Genomic DNA, 23917 nt, shown 5'->3' on the forward strand with positions numbered 1-23917 from the left:
ACAGACTTCTTTCTCCCGCGCATCACGCGCGGGCCTCGTCGAGTAAATGGGCGAAGATGGGATCGGGGGCGGGGAGAGAACTTAGTAACCCGCGTCGAGGTCGACCCGCCCCTGCAGGTCGGCCTCAGCCAGGTCACGATGGCGTAGAGCTTCGATGAGATTGTGCTGGATCCGCTCGTCCAACAGCGGAATGCACATTTCTGCGGTATCGGCCGAGTGTGGGGTGATGATCACGTTGGGTGTTGACCACAGCGGGTGGCCATCGGGGAGTGGCTCCGGGTCGGTGACATCCAGGCCGGCAGCCGAAATCTCCCCGGTTGTCAGGGCCTTGAGTAGATCGTCGGTGACGACCAGGCTCCCGCGCGCCACATTGACCAGCACCGCTGAGGACTTCATGACAGCAAACTCTCGGGCCGAGAACATCCCGGCGGTTTGATCTGTGGCAGCAGCTGCCAGGACGACGACGTCAGCGTCGGTGATGGCCTCGTGCAGATGCTGTTGAGTCAAAGTCCGGTAGGCGCCTGGGACCTCGGCTTCGGTCCGGCGCACCACAGTGATCTTCGTATCCCAGGTGGAGAATAATCGCACGAGTTCTCGGCCGATGCCACCACCACCGATAATGGCGATATGGCAACCGTCCAAGGTGGTTCCTTTGGGCTGGCCCCAGCTAGTGGCACGAAGGCGTTCGGGCAGGTGGCGCAATAATGCCAAGGTTAGCGCCAAACCATGCTCGGCCACCGGTGGGGCGTAGCTACCGGCCGCCGAGGTGTAGGTGATCTCGGGGGCCTGACGAATCACCGGTAAAAGTGGCTCGATTCCGGCGAAGGGGAATTGGACCCAGCGAAGGTGCGGGTTCTGCTCCAGCGCGGTGCGTAATGTCGTCGGCGAAATGGTTTGGACAATGACCAGTAGCGTCGCGGTGCCCTCGGCCTGCTCGACTCGCGGGATGCCGTGCTCATGGGCCAACTGCTCGGTGACCCGGTGCGCCTGGTCGTACCGGGTACCGCGTCGGTCCTCGTCACTGGGCAAGATCAACAGGCGATCTGTCGTCTGCGCGCTACTGTGCTGTGTCATGATTCTATCGTTGCATATCAGGCTCCGCTCTGTCTGGGGTGGGCGACATACAGATCGAATCCGCCGCACCGGTGGACCAATTGGTCGACTTAGGCCGGGTCCCACGTGTGAACCGGTTGTGAACCAGCCACGTGATCGGCGTAGATTCGGGTCAATTCTGCCAGCGCCTCGGGACGGGAGCGGGTACGTTGCTCGAGAGCTTTCAGTGCGTTGAGCTGCCAGACCGCACCAGTTTGGCCGGACCGTATCCGACCGGTGAGGACCTTGAAGAGTCGATCGGCGACTCCTGATTCGACGTTGAGCAGTTGCAGACCCTCGGTAGCCAGGGGAATGAGATAGCGGTCCAGTAGTTCGGTGACCGGTAGCTCACCGTAGCCCGGCCAGTACACCCAGGCAGCCAGCCCGTGTTTGGCACACGCATAGAAATTCGACCGGGCCGCGGCAAAGGACATACGCTCCCAGGGGTTGTTTTCACTGTCGACCAGGGACCGGACGACACCAAAGAAAAAAGCGGTATTAGCAACCATATCGGTGGCGGTCGGACCGGCCGGCAACAGCCGGTTCTCCACGCGTAAGTGGGCCGGCCGGGTATCGCTACCGGGATCATAAATGGGTCGGTTCCACCGGTAGACGGTGCCATTATGTAGGTTGAGTTCATGTAGCTTGGGCGCACCGAGAGCTGTGTGTGAGTCCGCAGAATCCCACTGCTCGGGCAGTAAGGAAGGGAAAAACGCTAGGTTCTCGGCGTAGAGTTCGTCAATGGTATCCACCCAAGCATCACCGAACCACACCCGGGGGCGCACACCCTGGCGGGCATATTCCGGGGCACGATCATCGACGGCTTGTTGAAAGACCGGAATCCGGGTTTCGTGCCAGAGCTGGGTGCCTATAAACAATGGCGAATTGGCCGCCAGGGCGATTTGAGGTCCGGCGATGGCCTGGGCTGCGTTCCACACCGCGCTGAAAAGATCTGCGGTGACCTCAATGTGCAGTTGCATCGAGGTGCAGGCGGCCTCGATTGCAATATTTTGGGCATAGAACTGCAAGTGATCCTCGCCGTGAATATCAACGAGTAGTTCCTCCCCGCGGGCACTCATCACAGCCCGGTTGAGGGCCTTGAAGCGGGTGCCGGCTGACAGCCAGTCTTCACCGATCATGTCCTCGCCTCTCAGCGAGGGCAGTATTCCCACCGGGACCACCCGGGCATCGTAGTTTTCTGCTATGCGGTCTGCCATTCTCAGGTGGGTCCGCAGAGATTCTTCGAGCTGTTGGAGTCCGGTCCCGGCGATCTCTAAGACCGGGTGATTCAGTTCGATGGTGAAGCGTCCTAGTTCCGGAGCGAAATCAGCGTCGCCAGTGTCGATCGTGTCAAGATCGGCCAGCACGGCCTCGTTGACGAAAGCAGGCAGGCCCTGCTGGTCGATCAGATTCAGTTCAAGTTCAAGACCCACCTGATTTTGATCTTCGAAACAATGCTCTGCCAGATACTCCCGCAATGCGGTGAGAGAAGACTCCAGAAGCTCGCGGTAGCGCGAGCGTTGTGAATAGGTAAACTCGTCCGAGTCGATTTCAGTGCCCATGTGATGATCTTGCCGGGTGCAGATCGGGAAAGCAATATGGACACAAGGTAAAATTCTCTGACAACGACCGAGCAACATGGCGCGTGGGAAATACTTCATATTTGGCGCTGACGGGCTTAGGGTCAGATCATAAACTGTCGTCAACGTTGGGCAGAGTCACCTGGCGTGAGGACCACCGATATTGTGAAGCGAAGTGATTGTTGTGGCACATCAGTCCACCCGGCGCCACCGAGCGGGCACCCTCGCTTGCCTGGGTGCCGCCTTGTCTCTCGTGGTTTCCGGATGCGGTCCGCAAGACGAAACTCCGGTGCTGACCTGGTACACCAACCCCGATGACGGCGGACAGGCCGAACTGGCCCAACAGTGTACCGCCGAAGCTAACGGCGCCTACCAAATCGAAACCTCGATGCTACCGCGTGATGCCTCTTCGCAACGCGAGCAACTCACCCGACGGCTGGCCGCCGGCGACTCCACCATGGACATCATGAGTCTGGACCCGCCGTATCTGCCTGAGTTGTCCGAACCAGGGTTCTTGGCTCCGGTACCAGATGACGTGGCCGAGCGAACCACCCACGATACCCTCGACGGTGCGCTGGAAGGCGCGACGTGGAAAGACCAGCTCATGGGCGTCCCATTCTGGGCCAACACCCAGCTGCTGTGGTACCGCAAATCCGTGGTTGAAGAAGCCGGACTGGACATGGATGAACCGGTCACCTGGGATCAACTCATCGAGGTGGCTCGTGATCAGGACAAATTCCTAGCAGTCCACGGCGCACAAGCCGAGTCGATGACGGTCTGGGTCAACGCCATGATGGAATCCGGTGGTGAACAGATCGTGGAGAACCCTGAAGCTTCGGTGGAAGATACGGAAATTGGTCTGGACTCTGAGGCAGGTCGCAAGGCTGCCGAGATCGTCGGCACGATCGGGTCCGAAGGCCTGGGGAGCCCTGGGCTACCAACCCAAGCCGAGAACGAAGCCATGTTGGTCTTTCAGCAAGACCGTGGCTCCTTCATGGTCAACTGGCCGTTTATCTGGCCGGCCACCCAGTCTGCAGTGGAAGAAGGCCAGTTCGACGAGTCCTTACTCGACGATATTGGTTGGACCACATACCCGCGCACCTTCGCTGATCAGCAAGCCGCCCCACCCACCGGAGGCATCAACCTCGGTGTAGGTGCCGAATCAGAACACCAAGAGTTGGCTTGGGACGCCATTGAGTGCATCGTGAGTCCCGAGAACCAAGCCGAATACTTCATCAGCAACGGCAACCCGCCGGCCTCGGCGTCGGCTTATGACTATCCGGGCATCGATGAACAGTACCCGATGAAAGACGCCATTCGGGATTCTCTGGACATCGCAGCCCCACGTCCACAGACCCCGTACTACAACGAGGTCTCGACCGCCATCCAGCAAGAATTCACACCACCGTCTGAGGTGAGCGAAGAGACCGCGGGACGTACCGGGAACTTCATCACCGAAGTACTTCGAGGCGAGGCGTTATTGTGAGCTCAGCTACTCCTACTCAACAAACCCCAGAACCCGGCCGGCCGACGACAAACGCGCCGGCACCAGGGAAACAGAAACGGTCCCAACGCTCAAAATCCGAAGCCCGTCTCGGATGGTTCTTGGCCGGACCGGCTTTCTTCATCATGGTGCTGGTGATCTTCTACCCGTTGCTCCAAGCGGTGTGGGACTCGCTGTTCTCCTACCGTCTGACCGCACCCGATGACCGTGCCTTCGTCGGATTGGGTAACTATGCCACAGTGCTTACCGATGCGGTGTTCTGGCGGGACCTAGGAGTCACCGTACTGATCACGGTGGTGACAGTGTTGGTGGAGTTGGTATTGGGCTTCGCGCTCGCACTGGTGATGCATAAGGCCATACGCGGGACCCGTGGTTTCGTCCGCACCGTGATTCTGATTCCTTATGGGCTGGTTACCGTAGTGTCGGCCTACGCCTGGTACTACATGTTCTCCTCCGACTCGGGATACATGAACTCGTGGCTGGACTTTCTGCCTGGAGTCGATGAAAACCTGAACTGGTTTGCCCAGGCCGGTACCGCACTCACAGTGATCATGTTGTCCGAAATCTGGAAAACCACGCCGTTCATATCGCTGCTGCTCTTGGCCGGGCTTGCCCAGGTGCCTCAGGAACTGGAGGAAGCTGCTGCGGTTGACGGCGCCAATTGGTTCCAGCGACTCTGGCGAGTCATCATCCCCAATATGAAGGCTTCCATCATGGTGGCCGTGCTGTTCCGCGCGCTGGATGCCTTCCGCATCTTCGACGCGGTCTTCATCATGACGCAGGGCGCCTACGGCACCGAGGTGCTCAGTCTGTTGGCTTATCGCACGTCGATCGGACGACTCGAAATTGGTTTGGGATCTGCTGTCTCGGTGCTGCTGTTCTTGGCAGTTGCACTGATTGCCTTGGTCTCTATTAAGATCTTCAAAGTCGATCTGACCGGTCAAGGAGGATCCAAGAAATGAGCACCACGGTTCGCAGCACTGGTGAGGCTACTTCCATGGAGGCCACCGCGGAGAAAGCCAAACGTCGCGGTTTATGGATCAAGGTCGGTTGGATCGTGCTGGTTGGATTTGTCACCCTATGGTGCCTGTTCCCGGTCGCCTCGATCTTGGCCACCAGCTTTAAGACCCCGGCGGATTTGTCCAACCGCAATTTCCTGCCCACCAACTTATCCCTGGTCAACTACGAAGAAATCATCGTGGGTGACTCCCGTGAGCTCTTCCTCTCCGCCTTGTGGAACTCCATCGGCATTTCGGTGATCGCCACCGCGATCGCCGTCGTGTTAGCCACTATCGCCGCCTATGCCATCGCGCGACTGGAATTTCCCGGCAAAAGGATTGTGCTCGGGGTGTCCCTGATGGTCTCGATGTTCCCGGTGATCTCTTTGGTCACACCACTATTCAATATGTGGCGGACCGTCGGTCTCTACGACACTTGGCTCGGGTTGATTATTCCCTACCTGTCGCTGACGCTCCCGATCTCAATCTGGACACTTGCGGCGTTCTTTCAGCAGATCCCCTGGGAGCTGGAAAAAGCCGCCCAGGTCGATGGCGCCACCCCATTCCAGGCCTTCCGCAAAGTCATCGTGCCGTTGGCTGCCCCCGGAGTGTTCACCACCGCGATCATCGCGTTCTTTATCGCCTGGAACGATTTCGTCTACGGCATGTCCTTGACCTCGACCGAATCTGCTCGTACCGTACCGGCGGCGCTCGCCTTCTTCTCGGGCGCCTCCCAGTTCGAGGACCCCACTGGTGCGATCTCCGCCGCAGCGATAGTGGTCACCATTCCGATCATTATTATCGTGGTGCTCTTCCAACGCCAGATTGTCTCGGGCCTGACCAGCGGTGCGGTGAAGGGCTAGTCCAGCGCCGGCCCCGGCGGTAGCATGACAGAACATCCAACCAATAGATAGGACACCAGCAGGATCATGGCATCGATTACTCTGGACCAGATAGTCAAACACTACGACGACGGATTCCCCGCCATTAAAGGCGTCTCTTTGGAGATCTCGGACGGAGAATTCGTGATCCTTGTCGGTCCATCCGGTTGCGGCAAGTCGACCTTGTTGCGCATGATCGTGGGATTGGAAGACATCACCGCCGGCGACCTGTACATCGACGGCCAGCGCGTCAATGAAGATGCGCCCAAAGACCGCAACCTGGCCATGGTGTTCCAGAATTATGCGCTCTATCCGCATCTGAGCGTCTTCGAGAATATTGCTTTCCCCCTTCGTCTGGCTAAAGCCAGCGATGCTGAGGTGACCGAAAAAGTCACGGAGGCCGCTAAACTTTTGGAGCTTACCGAACATTTGGAGCGCAAGCCCGCCAACCTCTCCGGCGGTCAGCGTCAGCGCGTGGCCATGGGGCGCGCTATCGTCCGGGATGCCGACGCGTTCCTGTTTGACGAGCCACTGTCAAACCTCGATGCGAAGTTGCGTGGTCAGATGCGGGCTGAAATCTCTCAGCTCCAGCGGCGCCTCGGAGTGACTTCGGTCTACGTCACTCACGACCAGACCGAAGCGATGACCCTGGGCGATCGGGTCGCGGTGTTGAAAAAAGGTGAACTTCAGCAGGTGGGCTCGCCCCGTGAGCTCTATGAACAACCGCTGAACCTCTTCGTAGCCGGATTCATCGGTTCCCCGTCCATGAACTTCTTACCTGCCACGCTGAAAGATACAGAGGATGGTCCGGTGCTGTCCTCGCCGGTGGCCGATATCCCGGCAACCGAACGACTGCGCCAGGCAGCATCTGGTCGCGATATCGTCTTGGTGGGCCTGCGACCTGAATTCTTCGAAGACGCCAGCCTGGTTGATGAACGCAAACTCGACAACGGTTCGGTGTTCTCCGCCGATATCAGCCACGTGGAGTGGCTGGGCTCAGAACAGTATGGATACATTCCTTTCGAACAAGATCCGCGCGTGGCTGGACACCTTGACCAGCTGGCCAGCGAGCTGGATGCTGATGAGCTGCGTCCCCAGATCGTGGCCACGCTGTCTTCTGAGTCGCTGGTCCGCCCCGGGCAGAGCAAGAAATTGTGGCTCGATTCCTCCCGGATCCACATCTTCGACCCGGAAACCGGGGAAAACCTGACACGTGACGCTGAACGTGGGCGGGAGCTGACGCGACTTAAGGCCGAAGAACGGGCTCGCGAAATGGAGCTTGCCCGCTCTGAGCAACCGCACTAACGGTCAAGGTGGCTTTGGTTTTCGGGAGCGTCTTGATGTTGGGCGGCCAACTTCACGTAGATCTCCCAATTGCGTTGTAGCTGGGCCACTTCTTCGTCGCTCAGCTCCCGGCGCACCTTGGCCGGAACACCAGCGACAAGTGACCGGGGCGGAATAACGGTGCCCTCAGTCACCAGGGCACCAGCAGCAATCAACGACTGCTCACCAATCACCGAACCATTCATCACGGTCGCTGACATCCCGATCAAACATTCGGTCTCAACGGTGGCCCCGTGGATCACCGCGGAGTGTCCTACCGAAACGTTGTCGGCAATGGTGCACGGAAAACCCGCGTCGGCGTGCAAGACGACGTTATCTTGGAGGTTGGTATTGCGCCCCACACGGATCGGTGCCGTATCTCCACGGACGGAGACGCCGTAGAAGGCCGAAGAGTTCTCCTCCATCGCTACATCTCCGCTCAGAGTCGCGGTTGGGGCCAAGAAAACGGTGGAATCAATTCTCGGGCGTGCGCCCGCAATCGTCACAATGTGTGCCATAACACCATCTTAACGGGTGGGCCGGCGGTTGTCTGCCGGCGGGACTACTCGAAAATCACCGTGCGACGTCCATCCAACAGCACTCGGTGTTCAGCGTGCCATTGGACAGCTTGCGCTAACGTGGCCCCCTCCACAGAGCGACCGCGGTCGACAAAATCGCCTGCGGTGAGTCCGTGGTTAACCCGGTGGACGCGTTGTTCAATGATCGGGCCTTCATCCAGGTCCGCGGTCACGTAGTGTGCGGTGGCACCAATCAGCTTCACACCCCGAGCGTGGGCCTGGTGATAAGGCTTGGCACCCTTGAAGGAGGGTAAGAAGGAGTGGTGAATGTTGATTGCCTTGCCTTCGAGCTTCTGCACCAGCTCATCGGAGAGAATCTGCATGTACCGTGCTAGCACCACCAGTTCCACGTTGTATTCGTTGACCAGTTGCATCAGGCGGGCTTCGGCATCGGCCTTGTTGTCGGTACCGTCGGCGTTTTTCACCAGCGGGATATGTACGAAGGGGATGTCGTAGAAGTATGCCATCGGCTGCAGGTCGAGGTGATTGGACACGATGACCGGAACATCAATAGGCAAGGTCCCGGCACGCTGCTGGAAGAGTAGCTCGTTCAGTGTTCGGCCGTCTTTGGAGCACATGATGATGGTCTTGGTCCGTCCGTTGGCGTCCCAGACATTCAGGTCCATAGCAAAATCCTCGCGGACCTGGTCGAAGATCGGGTCAGCTTCGTCCCGGCTGTAGGGGGATGTGAAGGTCACCCGCATAAAAAAGGTCCCCGTGTCTGGTGAGCCGAATTGCTGTGATTCGGTGATGTCACCTTCTAACTTGAGCAAACAACCGGTGATCGCATGCACGATTCCGGGTTGATTGGCACATGACAGGGTCACGACCAGACGGTGCTCAGCGGCGGTATCGGCGGGCATTCAAATCCTTATCATCGTCAGATGCACTCGCCACAGCACTGTGTGTGTGGCGAGCAAACGGTTCGGTCGGTGTCAATCCTACGCTCCGAGGAGACTTTGACCAGCGGGTGTCGTACGTTTGACTTTCCGACATAGCTAGAAAAGGATTACCTAAGTAAAACTCATTAACTCACGTTGGAGTGATCTATGTACAAGAGTCTGACCTTGCCTAAAAATATGGTGAGGTGGTTGATCGCGGTTGCTGTGGCAACTGCTGTTGTCGTGACCGGTCTCGGGGTGACCCAGCCGGCCATGGCTGCGATACAAAGAGTTGAGGGAGCGACCTTCCAATGGGGTGTAAACGACGAATCGACTGGTCGGGCCCCGTTTGGTCACAATCTGCTCATTGCCGGGGAGGTCCCGAACATCAATGAGGGCTCCACCCGCGGTGCGCGGACATTATCGAATGAAGAATTTGAGCAGTACTTCAGCGGCCAGGAAGGCAATGTATCGATCACCGGGCCTGATGGCGAGGTCAATACTGTGAAGAACCGCTACAGACCGGGGTCGCGTGTCAATATTGCGAACGGGACCGGCCATGTGGACCCAGAAACGAACTCCGGTCGCATCGAATGGGACGGTAGTTTCACCGTGATGTTCTACTCCGGGATGGTGTACTTCACGATCCATGACCCGGTCCTGACCTTGAAGGATGGTCACGGGGCCGTTACCGCAGACATGACAGGGTATGGTTCGGCGATTGATGACTTTTCCAAATGGGAAATTCTAGAACGTGCTGAAGACGTGGACATTGCAACGTTTCATAACGTCTCCGTGGACCTGAGTGAGGACGGTGTCTCAGTGACTCCGGATTATCAGGGCGTCGCGGTGGGCAACGTCGCAACACCGCAGAAGCGGGAAGGCCAGAACTGGGGTAGTTTCCCCCAAGAGTTCATTGACTTCGTGGAAGCGACCGGGTTGGGAGCCTACTGGTACAGCTCAGGCGGTGCTGCGGACCCGAAGAAGCTACCGCAGGCTATCTCGGTATCCTACACGCTATCCGAGCTGGAAGACGATGCCCTCTTCGCGGTACCCAGCCTGCAGGTCAAAGACGTGACGGACACCAGCGCGGTGGTGTCCTGGTCGGAAGCCTATGGTGCCACGGGCTACCAAGCTCAATATCGTGCTTCTGGCGAGGAAGACTGGACTGATCTGGTAGATGAATCGGACCAGTCCGCCAAGATCACCGGCCTTGAGCCCAAGACTCAGTACGTGGTGCGGGTTCGTTCAGTGGCTGGAGGAAACTTCACTGACTGGAAGACCCGAACCTTCACCACGGAGGCGAAGAACTACGGTGTTACGCATCGAATCACCTCCGCTGATGCCATCGATGGCCTGGGGCTGGAGATCTCACAGCCTGGTTTGACGCTCGAGGATCTGCCGGCACCAACCGGGCGCAGGAAGATCGCGATGATGATGGGAATTTTTGATCAGCCGGTCTCAGCTACGCCACTGGCTACCTCTGACGCGTTGAGTTACGGTATGCAAACGCCCAACGGGCAGGAACAGAGCTCCACGTTGACAGTTCCCGCCGATAAATTGAACCCGGCTGGTGAATATTGGGTGGCTGCCTGGACCGGTGTGGGGCATCTGACCCCGGACACCGCGATCTATCAGGCCAAGATCGAGCTGACCGATGAACAGCGTACGGCCTTGTTTGAGGGGCAGATAGAAGAACGTTCGTCGGCCCCAGAGAACCTCCAGGTTGACCGTGTCTTTGACGTTCGTGCCAGCATTAGTTTTGGTAAGGAGGAGCCTCGGGGCGCCTTGGTGGAAATCAAAAAAGCAGACGAACCAGACTCAGCGTATCGCGAGGCGTCCTCGTTGAGTGGTTGGGGACCTTTTACAGTGACCTTGGACAACCTGACACCGCAGACCAGCTACGTGGTGCGTGTTCGCTACGATGATCTCGACGAGAACAATGCCCTCGGTGACCCAGCTTTCGTTGAGTTCACCACCAACGCACCGCGGGAAGCATTGCCGAAGGTAGCGAATCCGCGAGCTGAGTCTGTTGACGCCACCTCAGCTGATATTCGGTGGGATGAGCTGGAGCGCGAGGATGTTCAGGTGATGATCTCCTATGGCCGAAGTGGTCAGACCGCACGCCGGGTTGTTGATGCAGAAGTTGGTGCTTCCCACTACGCGCTCAGCCGGCTGGCGCCGGACAGAGAATACACGGCCAGTATTTACGTGCGTTCAGTTGAAGACAAGCGCTTTACCGGCGAAGCAACGGACATCACCTTCAGAACTGCTTCGGAATCCGAACCTGACGTTTCAGAATCGGCTCAGTCAGAGTCTGAGACCCCTGAGGACGTCGAAACCGACGATGCTGAATCCAACGAACCGACTGAGAGCGCGCCAGCAGCAACCACCTCGCCCAGTGTGGACGTTGCTGAACCCTCAACGTCACAACCCCCAACCGATACCGCCACTGAGGAGTCTCCAAGCCAGAACGGTACTCCCGACGGTGCAACCGATGGTGCCGACGACCATCAGCACCTCACACTGACGGTCGATCCAGCACAGGGGACTGCTGGAGACACTGTCACCGTGGGCGGCATGGAGTCACTGGCTGGACAGCAAGTTGACGTGTGGTTCCACTCGGAACCAGTTCACGTTGCCGATGGTGCACCGATCACCGAGCAGGGAACAGTGCAAGTTACGGTGCCGGGCCAGGCCGCGGTGGGTGACCATGAGTTTGTCGTATTCCCCGCGGGTCAAGCTGGCGATGAACTCGGTCGAGTTGCATTCACGGTGGTCGCCCCGAAGACGGCTTCTGCGAGCCAGCAGCCGGGCGGCAGTGAAATCGCAGCTGCCTCAACGCCAGATCACACCCAAAGTGTGGACCAGGCGCGCGGTAGTGCTGAAGCCAGTGATGAGCACGAGGCCTCGGTAGGATCCTCTCTGGCCAAGACCGGTGCAACCGTCCGCGGGATGATTCTGTTGGCTGGTGCCTTGGTGGGCTGTGGATGGCTGTTGAGACGCAGACACGCTCACCAACACTAGGTTGATGTTCGGGCCGTGTCGATCAGAGGCCAGACAGCAAAAGTCCCGGTTCGGGAACCTCACGGGAGGCCCCGAGCCGGGACTTTATCGTTATTCCAGGTGGGGTGGAAACTTATCGACCGAGACTAGCCACGAACCTTCTTCTCGATGGCTTCGCCGACTGTCTGGTCAATGTTCTTCCAGTACTCGATGGCGTTGGAGACCACCGGCTCAATGACCTGGCTGAGATCACCGGAGACGGTGTCTACCAGGTCGTCGCGCTCCTGCTGGCTGAAGACCTCGCGCACCATGGCACCGGGCTGACTAAAGTCATCGTCGTCCTCACGCAAGGTGTAGGCCTGACGAACCAGCTCGCCATCGGCCTCCCACGAGCTAGGCACAACGCCTTCTTCATCGGAGTAAGAATCCTCGAAGGAGTTCGGCACGTAGTAGGAGCGGGCACCGGTGTGCTCGTACCACATATTTCCCTCGAAGTTGTAGGTGTGGACCGGAACGATCGGCTTGTTAACCGGTAGCTGTTGGAAATTGGTACCGATGCGGTAGCGCTGTGCGTCAGCGTAAGCGAAGTTACGGCCCAGCAACATCTTGTCGGGTGACATTCCCATACCGGGAACCATGTTCGCCGGGGAGAAGGCAGCCTGCTCGATCTGTGCGAAGAAGTTCTCCGGGTTACGGTTCAGCTCCATCACACCAACCTTGATGCGGGGGTAGTCCTTCTTCGACCACACCTTGGTCAGGTCGAAGGGGTTCACGCGGTAGGTTTTGGCGTCTTCATAGGGCATGACCTGAACGTAGAGGTCCCACTTCGGGAAGTTACCTTCGTCGATGGCTTCCATCAGGTCGCGACGGTGGAACTCAGCGTCCTGACCGGCCAATTGCTGGGCCTCTTCGTTGGACAGGTACTCCACGCCCTGCTGGGAGATGAAGTGGTACTTCACCCAGAACTTCTCGCCGGCTTCGTTATACCACAGGTAGGTGTGGGAGCCGTAGCCGTTCATGTTGCGCCACGACTTCGGCAAACCACGCGGTCCCATCAGGTAGGTGACCTGGTGTGCGGACTCGGGATTCTGAGTCCAGAAGTCCCACTGCATGGTTTTATCACGCAGGCCGCTGTCCGGCAGACGCTTCTGGGAACGAATGAAGTGCGGGAACTTCATGGGGTCGCGCACGAAGAAGATCGGAGTGTTGTTACCAACCAGGTCGAAGTTACCGTCTTCGGTATAGAACTTCAGCGCGAAGCCACGAACGTCACGCCAGGTGTCGGGAGAACCCAGCTCACCGGCAACGGTGGAAAAACGGGCCAGCATTTCGGTTTCAGCACCGGGCTGAAAGACCTTGGCCTTGGTGTACTTCGAGACATCTTCGGTGACGGTGAACTTACCGAAAGCGCCGGAACCCTTAGCGTGCGGGCGACGCTCGGGAACGTTCATCCGGTTGAAGTGTGCCAGAGTCTCGACCAGGTGGTGGTCGTGCAGGACAATCGGACCATCGGGGCCAACGGTCAGCGAGTTCCGGTCACTCACGGCAGGAATACCTGCCTGGGTGGTGGAACCACCGGGATTGACGTTCTTGGAATCAGCCATGTCAATACTCCTTGAAATAGTGGGGTGGATAGTAGGGGCAGGAAATCATTCGGGTGCGGTTTCGTTGTTCTGTGACCGTGATGCAACCGCAGACGCTGGGTCGAGAACTTCAGGTTCGGCCTGTTGAGCTGCGCACTCAGTGCAGATCCCGTGGTAGACCACGTGGGCCACGGTGATCTTCATCCCGTGGTAGCCCTCCGGGTGCATACATGGGGCATGGCCGACCGCGCAACTGACATCATCGATGCGACCGCACTCCGTGCAGACCACGTGGTGATGGTTGTCGTTGAGTTCGGGTTCGTAACGGGCGGGGGAATTTGGCAATTCCAGCTTACGGAGCAGGCCAACATGAACCAACGAGTGGATCACGGTGTAAATCGATTGGACCGTGATACCTGGCAGAGTGCGTCGGACCATGTCTAAGACGTTGTCGGCCGTTTGATGGGGTGTGGCCTCAAGAGCTTCCAACACCGCAAGGCGCTGTTTGGTGACTCGAAGCCCGGCCTCGCGAAGTTCAGGACGCCAGTCATGCGACACCGGGGCTTGAAGCGTCCCCGGAGCATCATGAGGTCGGTGTCCATGCTCTGCGTTCATGTTTCTAGTCTCCCAATTTTGAATGACTCAGAAAAGTGAGGTGCACCTAAGCATGAATGATTCAAAATAACCGTTTCTCATGGGTTGGAGTGACCCCTGAAACTGATGTCATCGACAGCGTAGCTGGGGTGCGAAGCCAGCTAGGATAGAAGCGGTTGCACACTGCGTAGGTGGCCACACCAGCGGAAAGCGACCAGCACTAGCTGTGCGAGGTGTGATCTGCCAGGCGTTTTTTTCGTCAGGTACGTTGCACTGTGTCACCGCTACTGCGCTGAGATAGAGCGGGTGATGGAGCCGTTCACCAGGGTTCCGCACTCCTGAAACGAACGTGCGCAACGAGTCGCGCACCCGTGAGACCACCTTGCCGGTGGCTGACGGCCCACGATTGTGAAGGATCACGATGACAGAGCAGAATTCGCTCAACACCCAACCTCTAGCAGAGCTCGACCCTGAAATTGCTACCGCCATTAACGATGAGTTAGGCCGGCAGCGTAACACCCTCGAAATGATCGCTTCGGAGAACTTTGTTCCGCGGTCCATCCTGGAAACTCAGGGTTCGGTACTGACCAATAAGTACGCCGAGGGTTATCCGGGGAAGCGCTACTACGGTGGCTGTGAATTCGTCGATGTCGCTGAGAACCTGGCGATTGATCGGGCCAAGAGCTTGTTTTCTGCCGAACACGCCAATGTTCAGCCCCACTCTGGAGCTCAAGCCAACGTGGCCGTCATGCAGGCACTGATGGACCACGGTGACACCATGCAGGGCCTATCATTGGCTCATGGTGGTCACCTGACCCACGGGATGAAGATCAATTTCTCTGGACGCAACCACCGCGTGGTCGCCTACGAAGTAGACCCAGATACCTACCGCATCGATATGGATCAGGTGCGTGATCAGGCCAAGGCCGAACGCCCCGCCGTGATCGTCGCCGGCTGGTCGGCTTATCCGCGTCAACTGGACTTCGAAGCCTTCCGGTCGATCGCCGACGAGGTTGACGCCAAACTGTGGGTCGATATGGCACACTTTGCCGGTTTGGTTGCCGCCGGTTTGCACCCCAACCCGGTGCCCTACGCTGATGTGGTCACCTCCACCGTGCACAAGACCCTGGCCGGCCCCCGTTCTGGCTTCATTCTCTCCACCGCGGATTTGGCCAAGAAGATCAACTCCTCGGTCTTCCCGGGTCAGCAGGGTGGTCCGTTGATGCACGCTATTGCCGGTAAGGCTGTGGCCTTTAAGATCGCTGGTACGGAAGAATTCGCCGAGCGCCAGAAGCGCACACTGGAAGGCGCTAACATTCTGGCCGAACGTCTCAGCGCCTCAGATGTGGCTGAGCACGGTGTTTCTGTGCTCACCGGTGGTACCGACGTCCACCTGGTGCTGGTGGACCTGCGCAACTCGGCCATGGACGGTCAGCAGGCGGAGGACTTGTTGCACCGCGCCGGCATTACTGTCAACCGCAACGCTGTGCCGTGGGATCCGCGTCCGCCGCGGGTCACCTCCGGCCTGCGCATTGGGACTCCTGCACTGGCTACCCGCGGATTCGGCGCTACCGAGTTCGAAGAAGTTGCCGATATCATCGCAACCGCCCTGAAACCTGGTGCCGATGAAGAGCAGCTACGTGCTCGCGTGGTCAAGCTGACCGAGAACTTTCCGCTGTACTCGGGATTGGAAAACTGGTAACGACGCTGCCGGAGGAGACTTCATTTCATGACGGCTCAGAAACTTGATGGCCGAGCTACAGCGGCAGCCATCAAAGAAGACCTGAAAAACCGCGTGGCAACTCTGCGTGAGCGGGGCAGGACACCGGGGCTTGCGACTGTGCTGGTCGGCAATGATCCGGCGTCACAATCCTATGTGGCTGGTAAGCACCGTGACTGCGCTGAGGTGGGCATTAACTCCATTCAGAAGCAACTGCCTGCAGATGCCACCCAGGATCAGGTGTTGGCTGTGGTGGAAGAACTCAATCAGGACCCCAACTGTACCGGGTACATTGTGCAATTGCCCTTGCCTGCGCACATTGACACCCAAGCTGTGCTGGAGGCGATTGATCCGAGTAAAGATGCCGACGGATTGCACCCCATGAACCTGGGGGCACTGGTTGCCTCGGCCTCAGCGGAGCTGAATTCTCCTCTGCCATGTACGCCTAAAGGGTGCGTGGATTTGCTCAAGCACTACGGCATTGATCTAGCCGGTAAGCACGTTGTGGTGATTGGTCGCGGGGTGACCATCGGTCGCCCCGCGGGCCTGGTACTGACTCGTAAAGATGTCAACGCCACGGTGACCCTCGCTCATACCGGCACCACCAATCTCGATGAGCTACTTGGCCAAGCCGATGTGATCATTGCAGCTGCGGGATCCCCGCATATGGTCACCGCCGACAAAGTCAAAGACGGTGTGATCGTGCTGGATGTGGGCGTCACGCGCGCCGTCGGTGAGGATGGCAAGGCCAAAATTACCGGAGACATTGACCCTGCTGTGGCAGAAAAAGCCTCGTGGATGGCGCCCAATCCCGGTGGCGTGGGACCCATGACCCGGGTTGAGTTAGTCTCCAACGTGGTGGAAGCTGCCGAACGAGCCATGGCCAACGCCGGCTAATCACGGGGACCGTCGAAGGTATCTAACACCTTCGACATAGCCTGTCGAATAGTACGCTGTTCGTCCTCCGTGAGCACATCCAGGAAGTGCTTTTTCACCGTGGAACGATGATCAGCTAGCACACTGGTATACACCTGCGCCCCGAGCTCGGTAATTTGGGCCACCACTGCCCGCTCGTTATTTGCGTTGCTTGCCCGTTGCACCATTCCACACTTCTCTAGTTGAGAGACCTGGTAGGTCATCCCCGAGCGCGAATGCGCCAAATAATCAGCCAGGGTATGCATACGCAAGCCCTCCGGGTGGCGATTGAGCCGATCCAGAATATGAAACTGTACCCGCGTGAGCTCGTGGTTCTCCTGCATGAGGCGTTCTGTCTGACGCCTCAAATAGGCGGCCGCGGTCATCAACGCGGTGTAGGTCTGCACCTGGTCATCGGACAGATCATGAGCGGCCATCATGAGGCTATCCTACGAGCTTTCCGCGGTGAGTTTGAATTCGAATTAGCTGGTGTTACAGTAGCCTGAGCGGAAGAGAGTTCGAAATCGAACTGACGGTGAGGTTTCCTGTTCAGGAGTTTGGGTGAGTACTGCCAGTAGCCAGCACAGATCGGCCGAGGATTCCGGGACGACTTCGGTCATCATGGTCTTTATCGGCCTGATGATTACCATGCTGTTGGCTTCGATGAACCAGACGGTTCTCTCCACCGCTCTACCCACCATCGTCGGTGAACTCGGTGGCGTTGACCAGATGACCTGGGTGATCACCAGCTACATTCTTGCCACCACTATTGCCATGCCCATCTTTGGGCAGATCTCCGATATTTTTGGCCGAAAACCCCTGCTGTTCTTTGCGATTGGGTTGTTTGTGGCCGGTTCCCTGGTCGGTGGATTAGCGCAAAGTATTGAGTGGCTGATCGTTTCCCGCACGGTCCAAGGTATCGGCGGTGGCGGATTGATTATTCTCTCCCAAGCAGCCATCGCAGATGTGGTCCCAGCCCGACAACGCGGTAAATACATGGGACTGATGGGGGCAGTTTTTGCCCTGTCCTCGGTAGTAGGCCCCTTGCTGGGCGGTTGGTTTACCGAAGGTCCCGGCTGGCGTTGGGCTTTCTGGATCAACCCGCCGCTGGGACTGGTAGCGGTCCTTGCTGTGGCCTTCTTTATGCGCCTGCCCCGCCACGAACACGCCCGTTACGTGAAACTGGATTATTTGGGCATGACCGTGATGGCCACCGCCACCACCTGTCTGGTGCTGGTGATCACCTGGGGTGGACACCAATACGCCTGGAACTCACCGACCATCCTGGGGCTGATCGGTGCGGTGGTAGTACTTGCCGTCGCATTTATCTGGATCGAAGCCAAGGCCACTGAACCGGTGATCCCGCTGTCGCTGTTTAAGGAACCGAATTTCGTCTTGTCCTCCCTGGCCTCGCTGATGGTCGGGATTGCCATGTTCGGCGCCCTGGGGTATTTCCCCACGTATATTCAGATGGTCACCGGCGTCAACGCCACCCAGGCCGGACTGCTGATGGTCCCGCTCATGGGCTTCTTCCTGGCCAGTTCCATTGTGACCGGTATGCTGGTCTCACGCACCGGACGCTATAAGATCTTCCCACTGGTCGGAACTATCGTGATCATCCTTGGGCTCGTGCTGATGTCCGAGTTGCGTGTGGACTCACCGCTGTGGTGGCTGTGCACCACCCTGGCGATCTTCGGTATCGGGCTGGGCATGTCGCTTCAAATTCTCACCCTGATTGTGCAAAACGCCTTCCCGCATTCCATGGTCGGAACCGCCACCGCCTCCACCAACTTCTTCCGACAAATTGGTGCCACCACCGGATCCTCCGTCGTCGGGTCACTGTTCGTTCAACGACTCACGGCAGCATTGCAGGACCGACTCCCGGAACTTCTTTCTGGGGAGGTCGCCGGTATTGACGGCGACGCGAACTCCTTGACCCCGGAAGCAGTCCACCAGCTACCCGCACACCTGCAAGATGCAATTGTGGTCTCGTATAACGACGCGCTGTTGCCGATTTATCTGTTTCTCACCCCACTAGTGGCTGTGGCCTTTATCGCTTTACTGTTCGTGCGCAAGACGCCGTTGGCCACCAGTGTTGACCACGATCAACCTGCTGAGGTGATTCACCGCACCGGTGGGTAGAGTCCGGCCCGGTGGCAACATTGCAGACCCAATTGGCGTGGCACGCGATGGTTCAGCGATACTAAATAGCATGCAGTCCTTGGATTCATCCCAGCAACAACAATCCCGCCGTACCACTCTGACGGTTTCTCGGCTGTCGTTGACGGTCATGATTATCGTGTTGCTGGTGGCCATCGTGTTCGCGGCCAACCAGAATGACGTGATCGGGTGGCTGGTGGTCATCATCAGCGGTGCCTGGTTGATCCTGGCTATTATCGCGATGTTCTGGGTACGCAAAGGCGCCCGAGCCATTAGCCGGCAGGCCACCACCCTGAACGCCAATTTGGCTGCTCAGGCCAACCCTGGTTCTGCTAGCGGTGGGGGAACCACCGTGGTGGATGAGCCGGCAACCGATCCGATGCGTGATACCAAACTGGACCACTCATTCAAGATCGTTGAGGTCCAAAAGAGGGTGATCTCTCAGGAACTGGCCAAAGGCCAAGACGCCGATTCGGAGATGATCGACCGCGCCCTCGACACCATTGAAATGACCGCTGCCAATGCCCGGGACATGATCCGCCCGGATCGCCACCGCCGTTCCGATGACGATCAAGACTCCGGCGGGGGAGCGGTCTCCGGGACCGTCATTAACTAATCCGGGCTGCTGGCTTCACGCGGTAGGCTAGTGGGGTGACTGATTCGCCGCAGACCCCAAGCCCAGAGACCACCGCACCCGCCTGGGGCACAGCCAGCGTTCGCCACGCCCATGCTGGGGCCCCCAAACCCCAAGATGCAGTACGGGTGGCTACGGTCAACGTCAACGGCATTCGTGCCGCCTACCGGCGAGAGATGAAGTCCTGGTTCGATGGGCGCGGAGTAGACATTCTCGCGTTGCAAGAAGTCCGGGCCAACGGAGAGATCCTGCGCGAGTTGCTCGGCGAGATCACCGGCGACGAATGGGATGTGACCCACATTCACGACGCTGAGGCAGAAGCTAAGGGCCGTGCCGGGGTGGCCGTCGCCTCCCGTTGGGAGTTTGACCAGACCCGCACCGGCATTGGGGATAGCTACTTCGACAACGCTGGGCGCTGGGTGGAAGTCGATCTCACGCTTCCGTCAGGTCAACCGGTCACCGTGGTGTCCGCCTATGTGCACTCCGGTGAAGTCGACACCCCGAAACAAGATGATAAATACCGGTTCCTCGACCAAATGTTGGTCCGCATGCCCGAATTGGCTACCGAGCATCGCTTGGCTGTGGTCACCGGTGACCTCAACGTCGGACACACCGAACTCGATATCAAGAACTGGAAAGGCAACGTGAAGAACTCTGGATTTTTGCCCGAAGAACGTGCCTATTTCGACCGGTTCTTTGACCCGGACCAGCTGAACTGGGTTGACGTGGGGCGTAGCCTGGCCGGAGATATCCCCGGCCCCTATACCTGGTGGTCCTACCGGGGCAAGGCCTTCGATAACGACGCGGGGTGGCGGATCGACTACCAGATCGCCACACCCGATCTGGCCGACAAAGCCATCACTGCCGTGGTGGATCGAGCCCCCAGTTATGACACCCGGTTCTCCGACCACTCGCCGCTGGTGGTGGACTACCAGTTCTAAGACTCTCCCTGGTGTCGGTGATGTTGATGCTGTAGTCCTGATTGTCCTGTTTTCCCCTGTTCTTCTTCTCGACGCGCCACGAGCTCAGAAAGGCCAAGATTCCCGTGAGTGATGCATCCAGCACTTCCTCGACCCCCGCAGCACCGACCGAGATCGGATCGGGACCGCTGGGCCCGGCCGACGTGCTCGCCACTGATCTGTCCAAGACCGCCCACCTGGTTGGGGCCTCTGGCACCGAGCACCGGGTGCTGTCAGGCATGCAGCCCTCGGCGGATTCCTTGCACCTGGGGAACTACTTGGGGGCGTTGGTGAACTGGGTGAAGACTCAGCAGGATTTCCAAACGCTGTTTTTCATCCCTGATCTACACGCCATCACCGTTCCCCAGGATCCGGAAAACCTCCGGCAACGCACACGGGTTGCTGCTGCTCAGTACATTGCCGGGGGAATCGACCCGGAACGCTCCATCCTCTTTGTCCAGTCCCAAGTGCCTGAGCACGCCCAGCTGGCCTGGGTGCTGGAATGCATGACCGGGTTCGGTGAAGCCACTCGGATGACCCAGTTCAAGGACAAGTCCGCCAAGGAAGGTACCGAGCACGCCGGGGTGGGGCTTCTGGCCTACCCGATGCTGATGGCCGCCGACATTTTGCTATATCAGCCACAGGGAGTCCCAGTTGGTGACGACCAGCGCCAGCACATTGAACTGACCCGTAACCTGGCGCAACGGTTCAACTCCCGCTACGGGGAGACCTTTGTGGTCCCCAACGGCTTCTACCCCGAAACCGGGGCCCGCATCTACGATCTGCAACAACCGACAAAGAAAATGTCGAAGTCCGCAGAGTCACCGAATGGGTTGATCAACATTCTCGACCAGCCCAAGGTGATCGCCAAGCGCATTAAGTCAGCGGTGACCGATGCGCAGACCGAGATCCGCTTCGACCCGGAAACGAAACCCGGGGTATCCAACTTGCTGTCGATCTTCGCTGCGATCACCGACCGCGAGATCGATGAGATCGTCGCCGAGTACCAGGGCAAGATGTACGGGCACCTGAAGGTCGATCTCGCCGAGGCAGTCACTACCCGGTTGCAGCCGGTGCGCACCCGAGCGCTGGAGTTACTGGATGACCCCGCCGAACTAGACCGCATTCTGGACGCCGGTGCCGAGAAAGCGCGCGAGATTGCTACCCCGGTGCTGGCCGAGGTGTACGCCAAGGTCGGGTTCCTGCCTCCGCGCGGCTAACCGGGTAGTGAGTCCCGGCTAACCGCGCTGGGCGATATCGGAGGGGGCTGCCAACTGAATGGTGCGCGGTTGCAGATCATCACCGATGATCATCCCGCGCCCGACCGGGAATTTCCGCGGCCTGTTGCGACCGATCAGCCGGCCCTCATCCGGATCCCCATCCAGCATGATCGTGGTGGCACCGGTCTCGCGCACACTGGTGATAAACGGCTCGAACATCGCCCGGGAGGCACCCCGGATTCGGCGCGCCATCAGCACGTGGAAGTTGATATCCACGCCCATGGGCACGAAAGGCACAAACGGTGTCAGCGGAGAAACCCCGCCGGCTGCCAGCACATCGTAGTCATCAACCAGCAATACGATCTGGTTCTCACTCGAGGGCTGGAAGGCCCCGAGCGTGGGATCCTGCGGGACCCGGTTGGTCAGCTCCTTGACCACCGCCTCCGAAAGCTGGGTGGCCAGTGATGCCGAGGTGGCATAACCGCCCATATAGGGCTCCGGGATTACCTCGTGCAATTCCCGGCGCGGGTCGCAGACCGCGAAGACGAGTTCCTCACTGGTGTACTGGGACATCAGCTCCTGGGCCAGCGCGATCAGCGTGGAGGTCTTGCCGGAATCGTTATCGCCCATCATCAACAGGTGCGGGCTAGACCCGGTGAGATCCAGATACCGAGTTGAGGAATCCCGCTCCATCATGCCCAAGCGCAGGGTGCCCGGCGTGGTGGGTGCGACGAGCTCATCCTGGCGGATCAGGTGCGGTAGCAACCGGACCGTATGCGGTGAGGAGACCGGGTTCTTCTGGGTGATTTGAGTAATCGTGACCGACAGCCCCTGACCCAGGGTGGCCGGATCGGAGAGTTTCAGTTCCAACCGGGTCCCGAAGAAGGACTGCTGGGCTAGCCGGATTTCATTCCAGCGGGTCGCGGTGGCGATCACGTGGATACCGAATCCGCCACCGCGGGTCAGGATGGAGTAGACCGCGTCCTGGAGTTCATCGAACTCCTCGAGCAGCCCACCCCAGCCATCAACGATCAACACCACATCGCGGACATCAATATTGGGCAGTTGCCCGTCATCGAAGAGCTGACGCATGGTGGCCAGCGAGTCGATTTCGCGCTCTTCAAAAATCTGCTCGCGTTCAGTGAGTAGATCGGCCACCTCTTCGACCGTACGGCGTAGCCGTTCGCGCCGGGTGCGCCCAGCGACCCCGGCCACGTGCGGTAGCTCCGAGATGCCCAGCAGACCGGTGCCCTTCAGGTCCAAGCCGAAGATGCTGACCTGGCGGGGGTCGTAGTTATCGGACAGCGATAGGGCCAGGGTTTTCAACGCGGTGGACTTACCCGAGGAGGGTCCGCCCAGGATCACCACGTGCCCGCCCGCGCGGGTCAAGTCCAGCTGCCAGGGCCCCTGCCACTGGTGGGCCGGATCATCGAGCAGACCCAGGGTCGCGGTCAGCGGTCCCGGCGCCGAGGAATCATGACGGTGGGTGCCACGCCCCGCAGTGGGGGGTCTCGGCCAGGGCGGCAGTGGAGACCCCGGGGGCCTCGGTGCGCCCGGTGGAGGCCACCGCGACATCCAAACTCACCGAATCCGGTAGCGGGGCCAGCCAGATCGGGTCGGTGACCCGCGGTTTGGAGCGCATGAGCTCCACCGCGGTGCCCAACACCGTGGGGCCCTGGGTTTCAGGTTCTAGCCCGCCACCGGGGACCAGCTCTTGTTCGCCACAGCCTTCGTCTCCCTCGGCTTCGGCCAGTTCGTGCTGGTGCTCGGCCTCCAGCTCCTCGGCCCGGACCCGGGCAATATCGTTGAGCAGCTCACTGGCGTAGTAGAACTCGGGGATCGCACCGGGGTGGTCGGTGACCGGAACCGAGTCGTCCGTGGTTTCGGCTGCCATCGGTCCGGACACGAAACCGGCCCGGAACCGGGTATAGACGGTGGTATCGACCTTGAGATAACCGTAGCCGGGTAGCGGCGGCAGGTGGAAGGCATCGGGGGTCTCCAACACCGTGCGGGATTCGGCCTCCGAGAGGGTTCGCAAGCCCAGCCGGTAGGACAAATAGGTATCCAGTCCGCGGATCTTCCCGCCTTCCAGGCGCTGGGAGCTCAGTAGTACTGTGGTTGGCGGTGTCGCAGGCGGTATTGTCGGCGGTATTGCAGGATCTAAGGCTGGTGGCTGGCTCGGCGACAAGATCAACGACGGCGTCAGCGCATTATTTAACTGACGTTGTTGAGGCGTTCAAGTTCCGGCGCTATCCAGGGAGCTCGGGAGTAGCGGTAAGTTGTAAGGAG

20 protein-coding genes are annotated in these 23917 nt (G+C 59.0%); 11 read left to right on the plus strand and 9 right to left on the minus strand.

Annotated elements, in window-relative coordinates:
* Window positions 1-81: 81 nt before the first annotated feature.
* Window positions 82-1074 carry an NAD(P)-dependent oxidoreductase gene (locus DCC25_RS08675; RefSeq protein ID WP_110101376.1) on the minus strand — a complete coding sequence of 331 codons (993 nt, stop codon included), beginning with the start codon at window positions 1072-1074 and terminating at the stop codon, window positions 82-84.
* An 89-nt stretch (window positions 1075-1163) separates the two neighbouring features.
* Complete coding sequence (locus tag DCC25_RS08680; protein ID WP_110101377.1) at window positions 1164-2654, minus strand: glutamate--cysteine ligase; 1491 nt, start codon at window positions 2652-2654, stop codon at window positions 1164-1166.
* A gap of 202 nt (window positions 2655-2856) precedes the next feature.
* On the opposite strand from DCC25_RS08680, the gene DCC25_RS08685 reads away from it, so the two are divergent.
* The 4 genes from DCC25_RS08685 (at window position 2857) to DCC25_RS08700 (ending at window position 7360) form a co-directional block, all read left to right on the plus strand.
* Complete coding sequence (locus tag DCC25_RS08685; protein WP_199223033.1) at window positions 2857-4158, plus strand: extracellular solute-binding protein; 1302 nt, start codon at window positions 2857-2859, stop codon at window positions 4156-4158.
* Window positions 4155-5138 carry a carbohydrate ABC transporter permease gene (locus DCC25_RS08690; RefSeq protein WP_233488001.1) on the plus strand — a complete coding sequence of 328 codons (984 nt, stop codon included), beginning with the start codon at window positions 4155-4157 and terminating at the stop codon, window positions 5136-5138. Before DCC25_RS08685 ends, DCC25_RS08690 begins: the two co-directional genes overlap by 4 nt.
* A 35-nt stretch (window positions 5139-5173) precedes the next feature.
* The gene (locus DCC25_RS08695) at window positions 5174-6037 is read left to right on the plus strand and encodes a carbohydrate ABC transporter permease (RefSeq protein ID WP_110099443.1); all 864 of its coding nucleotides are present in this window, start codon (window positions 5174-5176) and stop codon (window positions 6035-6037) included.
* A 66-nt stretch (window positions 6038-6103) separates the two neighbouring features.
* Window positions 6104-7360: an ABC transporter ATP-binding protein gene (locus DCC25_RS08700; RefSeq protein WP_110099392.1), complete on the plus strand. Its 1257-nt coding sequence runs from the start codon at window positions 6104-6106 to the stop codon at window positions 7358-7360.
* Here DCC25_RS08700 and DCC25_RS08705 read toward each other — a convergent pair.
* Together DCC25_RS08705 and DCC25_RS08710 are read right to left on the minus strand one after the other, a co-directional pair.
* The gene (locus DCC25_RS08705) at window positions 7357-7896 is read right to left on the minus strand and encodes a gamma carbonic anhydrase family protein (protein ID WP_110099391.1); all 540 of its coding nucleotides are present in this window, start codon (window positions 7894-7896) and stop codon (window positions 7357-7359) included. The two genes, DCC25_RS08700 and DCC25_RS08705, sit on opposite strands and share 4 nt — an antisense overlap.
* Before the next feature lie 44 nt (window positions 7897-7940).
* On the minus strand, window positions 7941-8819 hold the full coding sequence (locus DCC25_RS08710) for a formyltetrahydrofolate deformylase (protein WP_110099390.1): 879 nt from the start codon (window positions 8817-8819) through the stop codon (window positions 7941-7943).
* Between the two features lie 243 nt (window positions 8820-9062).
* Here DCC25_RS08710 and DCC25_RS08715 point away from each other — a divergent pair, with 243 nt between their 5' ends.
* Window positions 9063-11864, plus strand: a complete 2802-nt coding sequence (locus DCC25_RS08715) for a fibronectin type III domain-containing protein (protein WP_158524766.1) — start codon at window positions 9063-9065, stop codon at window positions 11862-11864.
* 125 nt (window positions 11865-11989) lie between these two features.
* Here the strand turns inward: DCC25_RS08715 and DCC25_RS08720 are convergent, their stop codons facing one another.
* Both DCC25_RS08720 and DCC25_RS08725 read right to left on the minus strand, forming a co-directional pair.
* On the minus strand, window positions 11990-13447 hold the full coding sequence (locus DCC25_RS08720) for a catalase (RefSeq protein ID WP_110101379.1): 1458 nt from the start codon (window positions 13445-13447) through the stop codon (window positions 11990-11992).
* Window positions 13448-13492: 45 nt separating this feature from the next.
* The gene (locus DCC25_RS08725; protein WP_110101380.1) at window positions 13493-14041 is read right to left on the minus strand and encodes a Fur family transcriptional regulator; all 549 of its coding nucleotides are present in this window, start codon (window positions 14039-14041) and stop codon (window positions 13493-13495) included.
* 400 nt (window positions 14042-14441) lie between these two features.
* Here DCC25_RS08725 and glyA point away from each other — a divergent pair, with 400 nt between their 5' ends.
* Both glyA and DCC25_RS08735 read left to right on the plus strand, forming a co-directional pair.
* Window positions 14442-15722, plus strand: a complete 1281-nt coding sequence (gene glyA / locus DCC25_RS08730) for a serine hydroxymethyltransferase (RefSeq protein ID WP_110101381.1) — start codon at window positions 14442-14444, stop codon at window positions 15720-15722.
* A 27-nt stretch (window positions 15723-15749) separates the two neighbouring features.
* A complete protein-coding gene (locus tag DCC25_RS08735; RefSeq protein ID WP_110101382.1) occupies window positions 15750-16637 on the plus strand; it encodes a bifunctional methylenetetrahydrofolate dehydrogenase/methenyltetrahydrofolate cyclohydrolase in 888 nt (295 codons plus the stop codon).
* Here the strand turns inward: DCC25_RS08735 and DCC25_RS08740 are convergent.
* Complete coding sequence (locus DCC25_RS08740) at window positions 16634-17095, minus strand: MarR family winged helix-turn-helix transcriptional regulator (RefSeq protein ID WP_110101383.1); 462 nt, start codon at window positions 17093-17095, stop codon at window positions 16634-16636. The genes DCC25_RS08735 and DCC25_RS08740 overlap by 4 nt on opposite strands.
* 121 nt (window positions 17096-17216) lie before the next feature.
* On the opposite strand from DCC25_RS08740, the gene DCC25_RS08745 reads away from it, so the two are divergent.
* The 4 genes from DCC25_RS08745 to trpS all read left to right on the plus strand — a co-directional run bounded on the left by DCC25_RS08745 (window position 17217) and on the right by trpS (window position 21628).
* Window positions 17217-18797 (plus strand): MDR family MFS transporter, encoded by a 1581-nt coding sequence (locus DCC25_RS08745; protein WP_334228615.1) that lies wholly within the window; start codon window positions 17217-17219, stop codon window positions 18795-18797.
* Window positions 18798-18834: 37 nt separating this feature from the next.
* On the plus strand, window positions 18835-19431 hold the full coding sequence (locus tag DCC25_RS08750; protein WP_199445906.1) for a hypothetical protein: 597 nt from the start codon (window positions 18835-18837) through the stop codon (window positions 19429-19431).
* 35 nt (window positions 19432-19466) lie between these two features.
* A complete protein-coding gene (locus tag DCC25_RS08755) occupies window positions 19467-20390 on the plus strand; it encodes an exodeoxyribonuclease III (RefSeq protein WP_110101384.1) in 924 nt (307 codons plus the stop codon).
* A gap of 167 nt (window positions 20391-20557) precedes the next feature.
* Window positions 20558-21628: a tryptophan--tRNA ligase gene (gene trpS, locus DCC25_RS08760; protein ID WP_370443922.1), complete on the plus strand. Its 1071-nt coding sequence runs from the start codon at window positions 20558-20560 to the stop codon at window positions 21626-21628.
* A gap of 18 nt (window positions 21629-21646) precedes the next feature.
* Here the strand turns inward: trpS and DCC25_RS08765 are convergent, their stop codons facing one another.
* Entirely contained in the window at window positions 21647-23203 is a 1557-nt protein-coding gene (locus DCC25_RS08765) for an FtsK/SpoIIIE domain-containing protein (protein WP_110101385.1), read from the minus strand.
* The gene (locus tag DCC25_RS11455; RefSeq protein WP_199445907.1) at window positions 23103-23816 is read right to left on the minus strand and encodes a hypothetical protein; all 714 of its coding nucleotides are present in this window, start codon (window positions 23814-23816) and stop codon (window positions 23103-23105) included. Before DCC25_RS11455 ends, DCC25_RS08765 begins: the two co-directional genes overlap by 101 nt.
* Window positions 23817-23917: the final 101 nt, after the last annotated feature.

This window comes from Auritidibacter sp. NML120636, from assembly GCF_003185945.1.
GTDB classification, from domain to species: Bacteria; Actinomycetota; Actinomycetes; order Actinomycetales; family Micrococcaceae; genus Auritidibacter; species Auritidibacter ignavus.

Excerpts from the sequence above, each read along its gene's own strand:
- DCC25_RS08675 (WP_110101376.1), bottom strand. The coding sequence starts at position 1,074 with ATGACACAGCACAGTAGCGCGCAGACGACAGATCGCCTGTTGATCTTG.
- DCC25_RS08680 (WP_110101377.1), bottom strand. The coding sequence starts at position 2,654 with ATGGGCACTGAAATCGACTCGGACGAGTTTACCTATTCACAACGCTCG.
- DCC25_RS08695 (WP_110099443.1), top strand. The coding sequence starts at position 5,174 with ATGGAGGCCACCGCGGAGAAAGCCAAACGTCGCGGTTTATGGATCAAG.
- DCC25_RS08700 (WP_110099392.1), top strand. The coding sequence starts at position 6,104 with ATGGCATCGATTACTCTGGACCAGATAGTCAAACACTACGACGACGGA.
- DCC25_RS08705 (WP_110099391.1), bottom strand. The coding sequence starts at position 7,896 with ATGGCACACATTGTGACGATTGCGGGCGCACGCCCGAGAATTGATTCC.
- DCC25_RS08710 (WP_110099390.1), bottom strand. The coding sequence starts at position 8,819 with ATGCCCGCCGATACCGCCGCTGAGCACCGTCTGGTCGTGACCCTGTCA.
- DCC25_RS08720 (WP_110101379.1), bottom strand. The coding sequence starts at position 13,447 with ATGGCTGATTCCAAGAACGTCAATCCCGGTGGTTCCACCACCCAGGCA.
- DCC25_RS08725 (WP_110101380.1), bottom strand. The coding sequence starts at position 14,041 with ATGAACGCAGAGCATGGACACCGACCTCATGATGCTCCGGGGACGCTT.
- glyA (WP_110101381.1), top strand. The coding sequence starts at position 14,442 with ATGACAGAGCAGAATTCGCTCAACACCCAACCTCTAGCAGAGCTCGAC.
- DCC25_RS08735 (WP_110101382.1), top strand. The coding sequence starts at position 15,750 with ATGACGGCTCAGAAACTTGATGGCCGAGCTACAGCGGCAGCCATCAAA.
- DCC25_RS08740 (WP_110101383.1), bottom strand. The coding sequence starts at position 17,095 with ATGATGGCCGCTCATGATCTGTCCGATGACCAGGTGCAGACCTACACC.
- DCC25_RS08765 (WP_110101385.1), bottom strand. The coding sequence starts at position 23,203 with ATGTCGCGGTGGCCTCCACCGGGCGCACCGAGGCCCCCGGGGTCTCCA.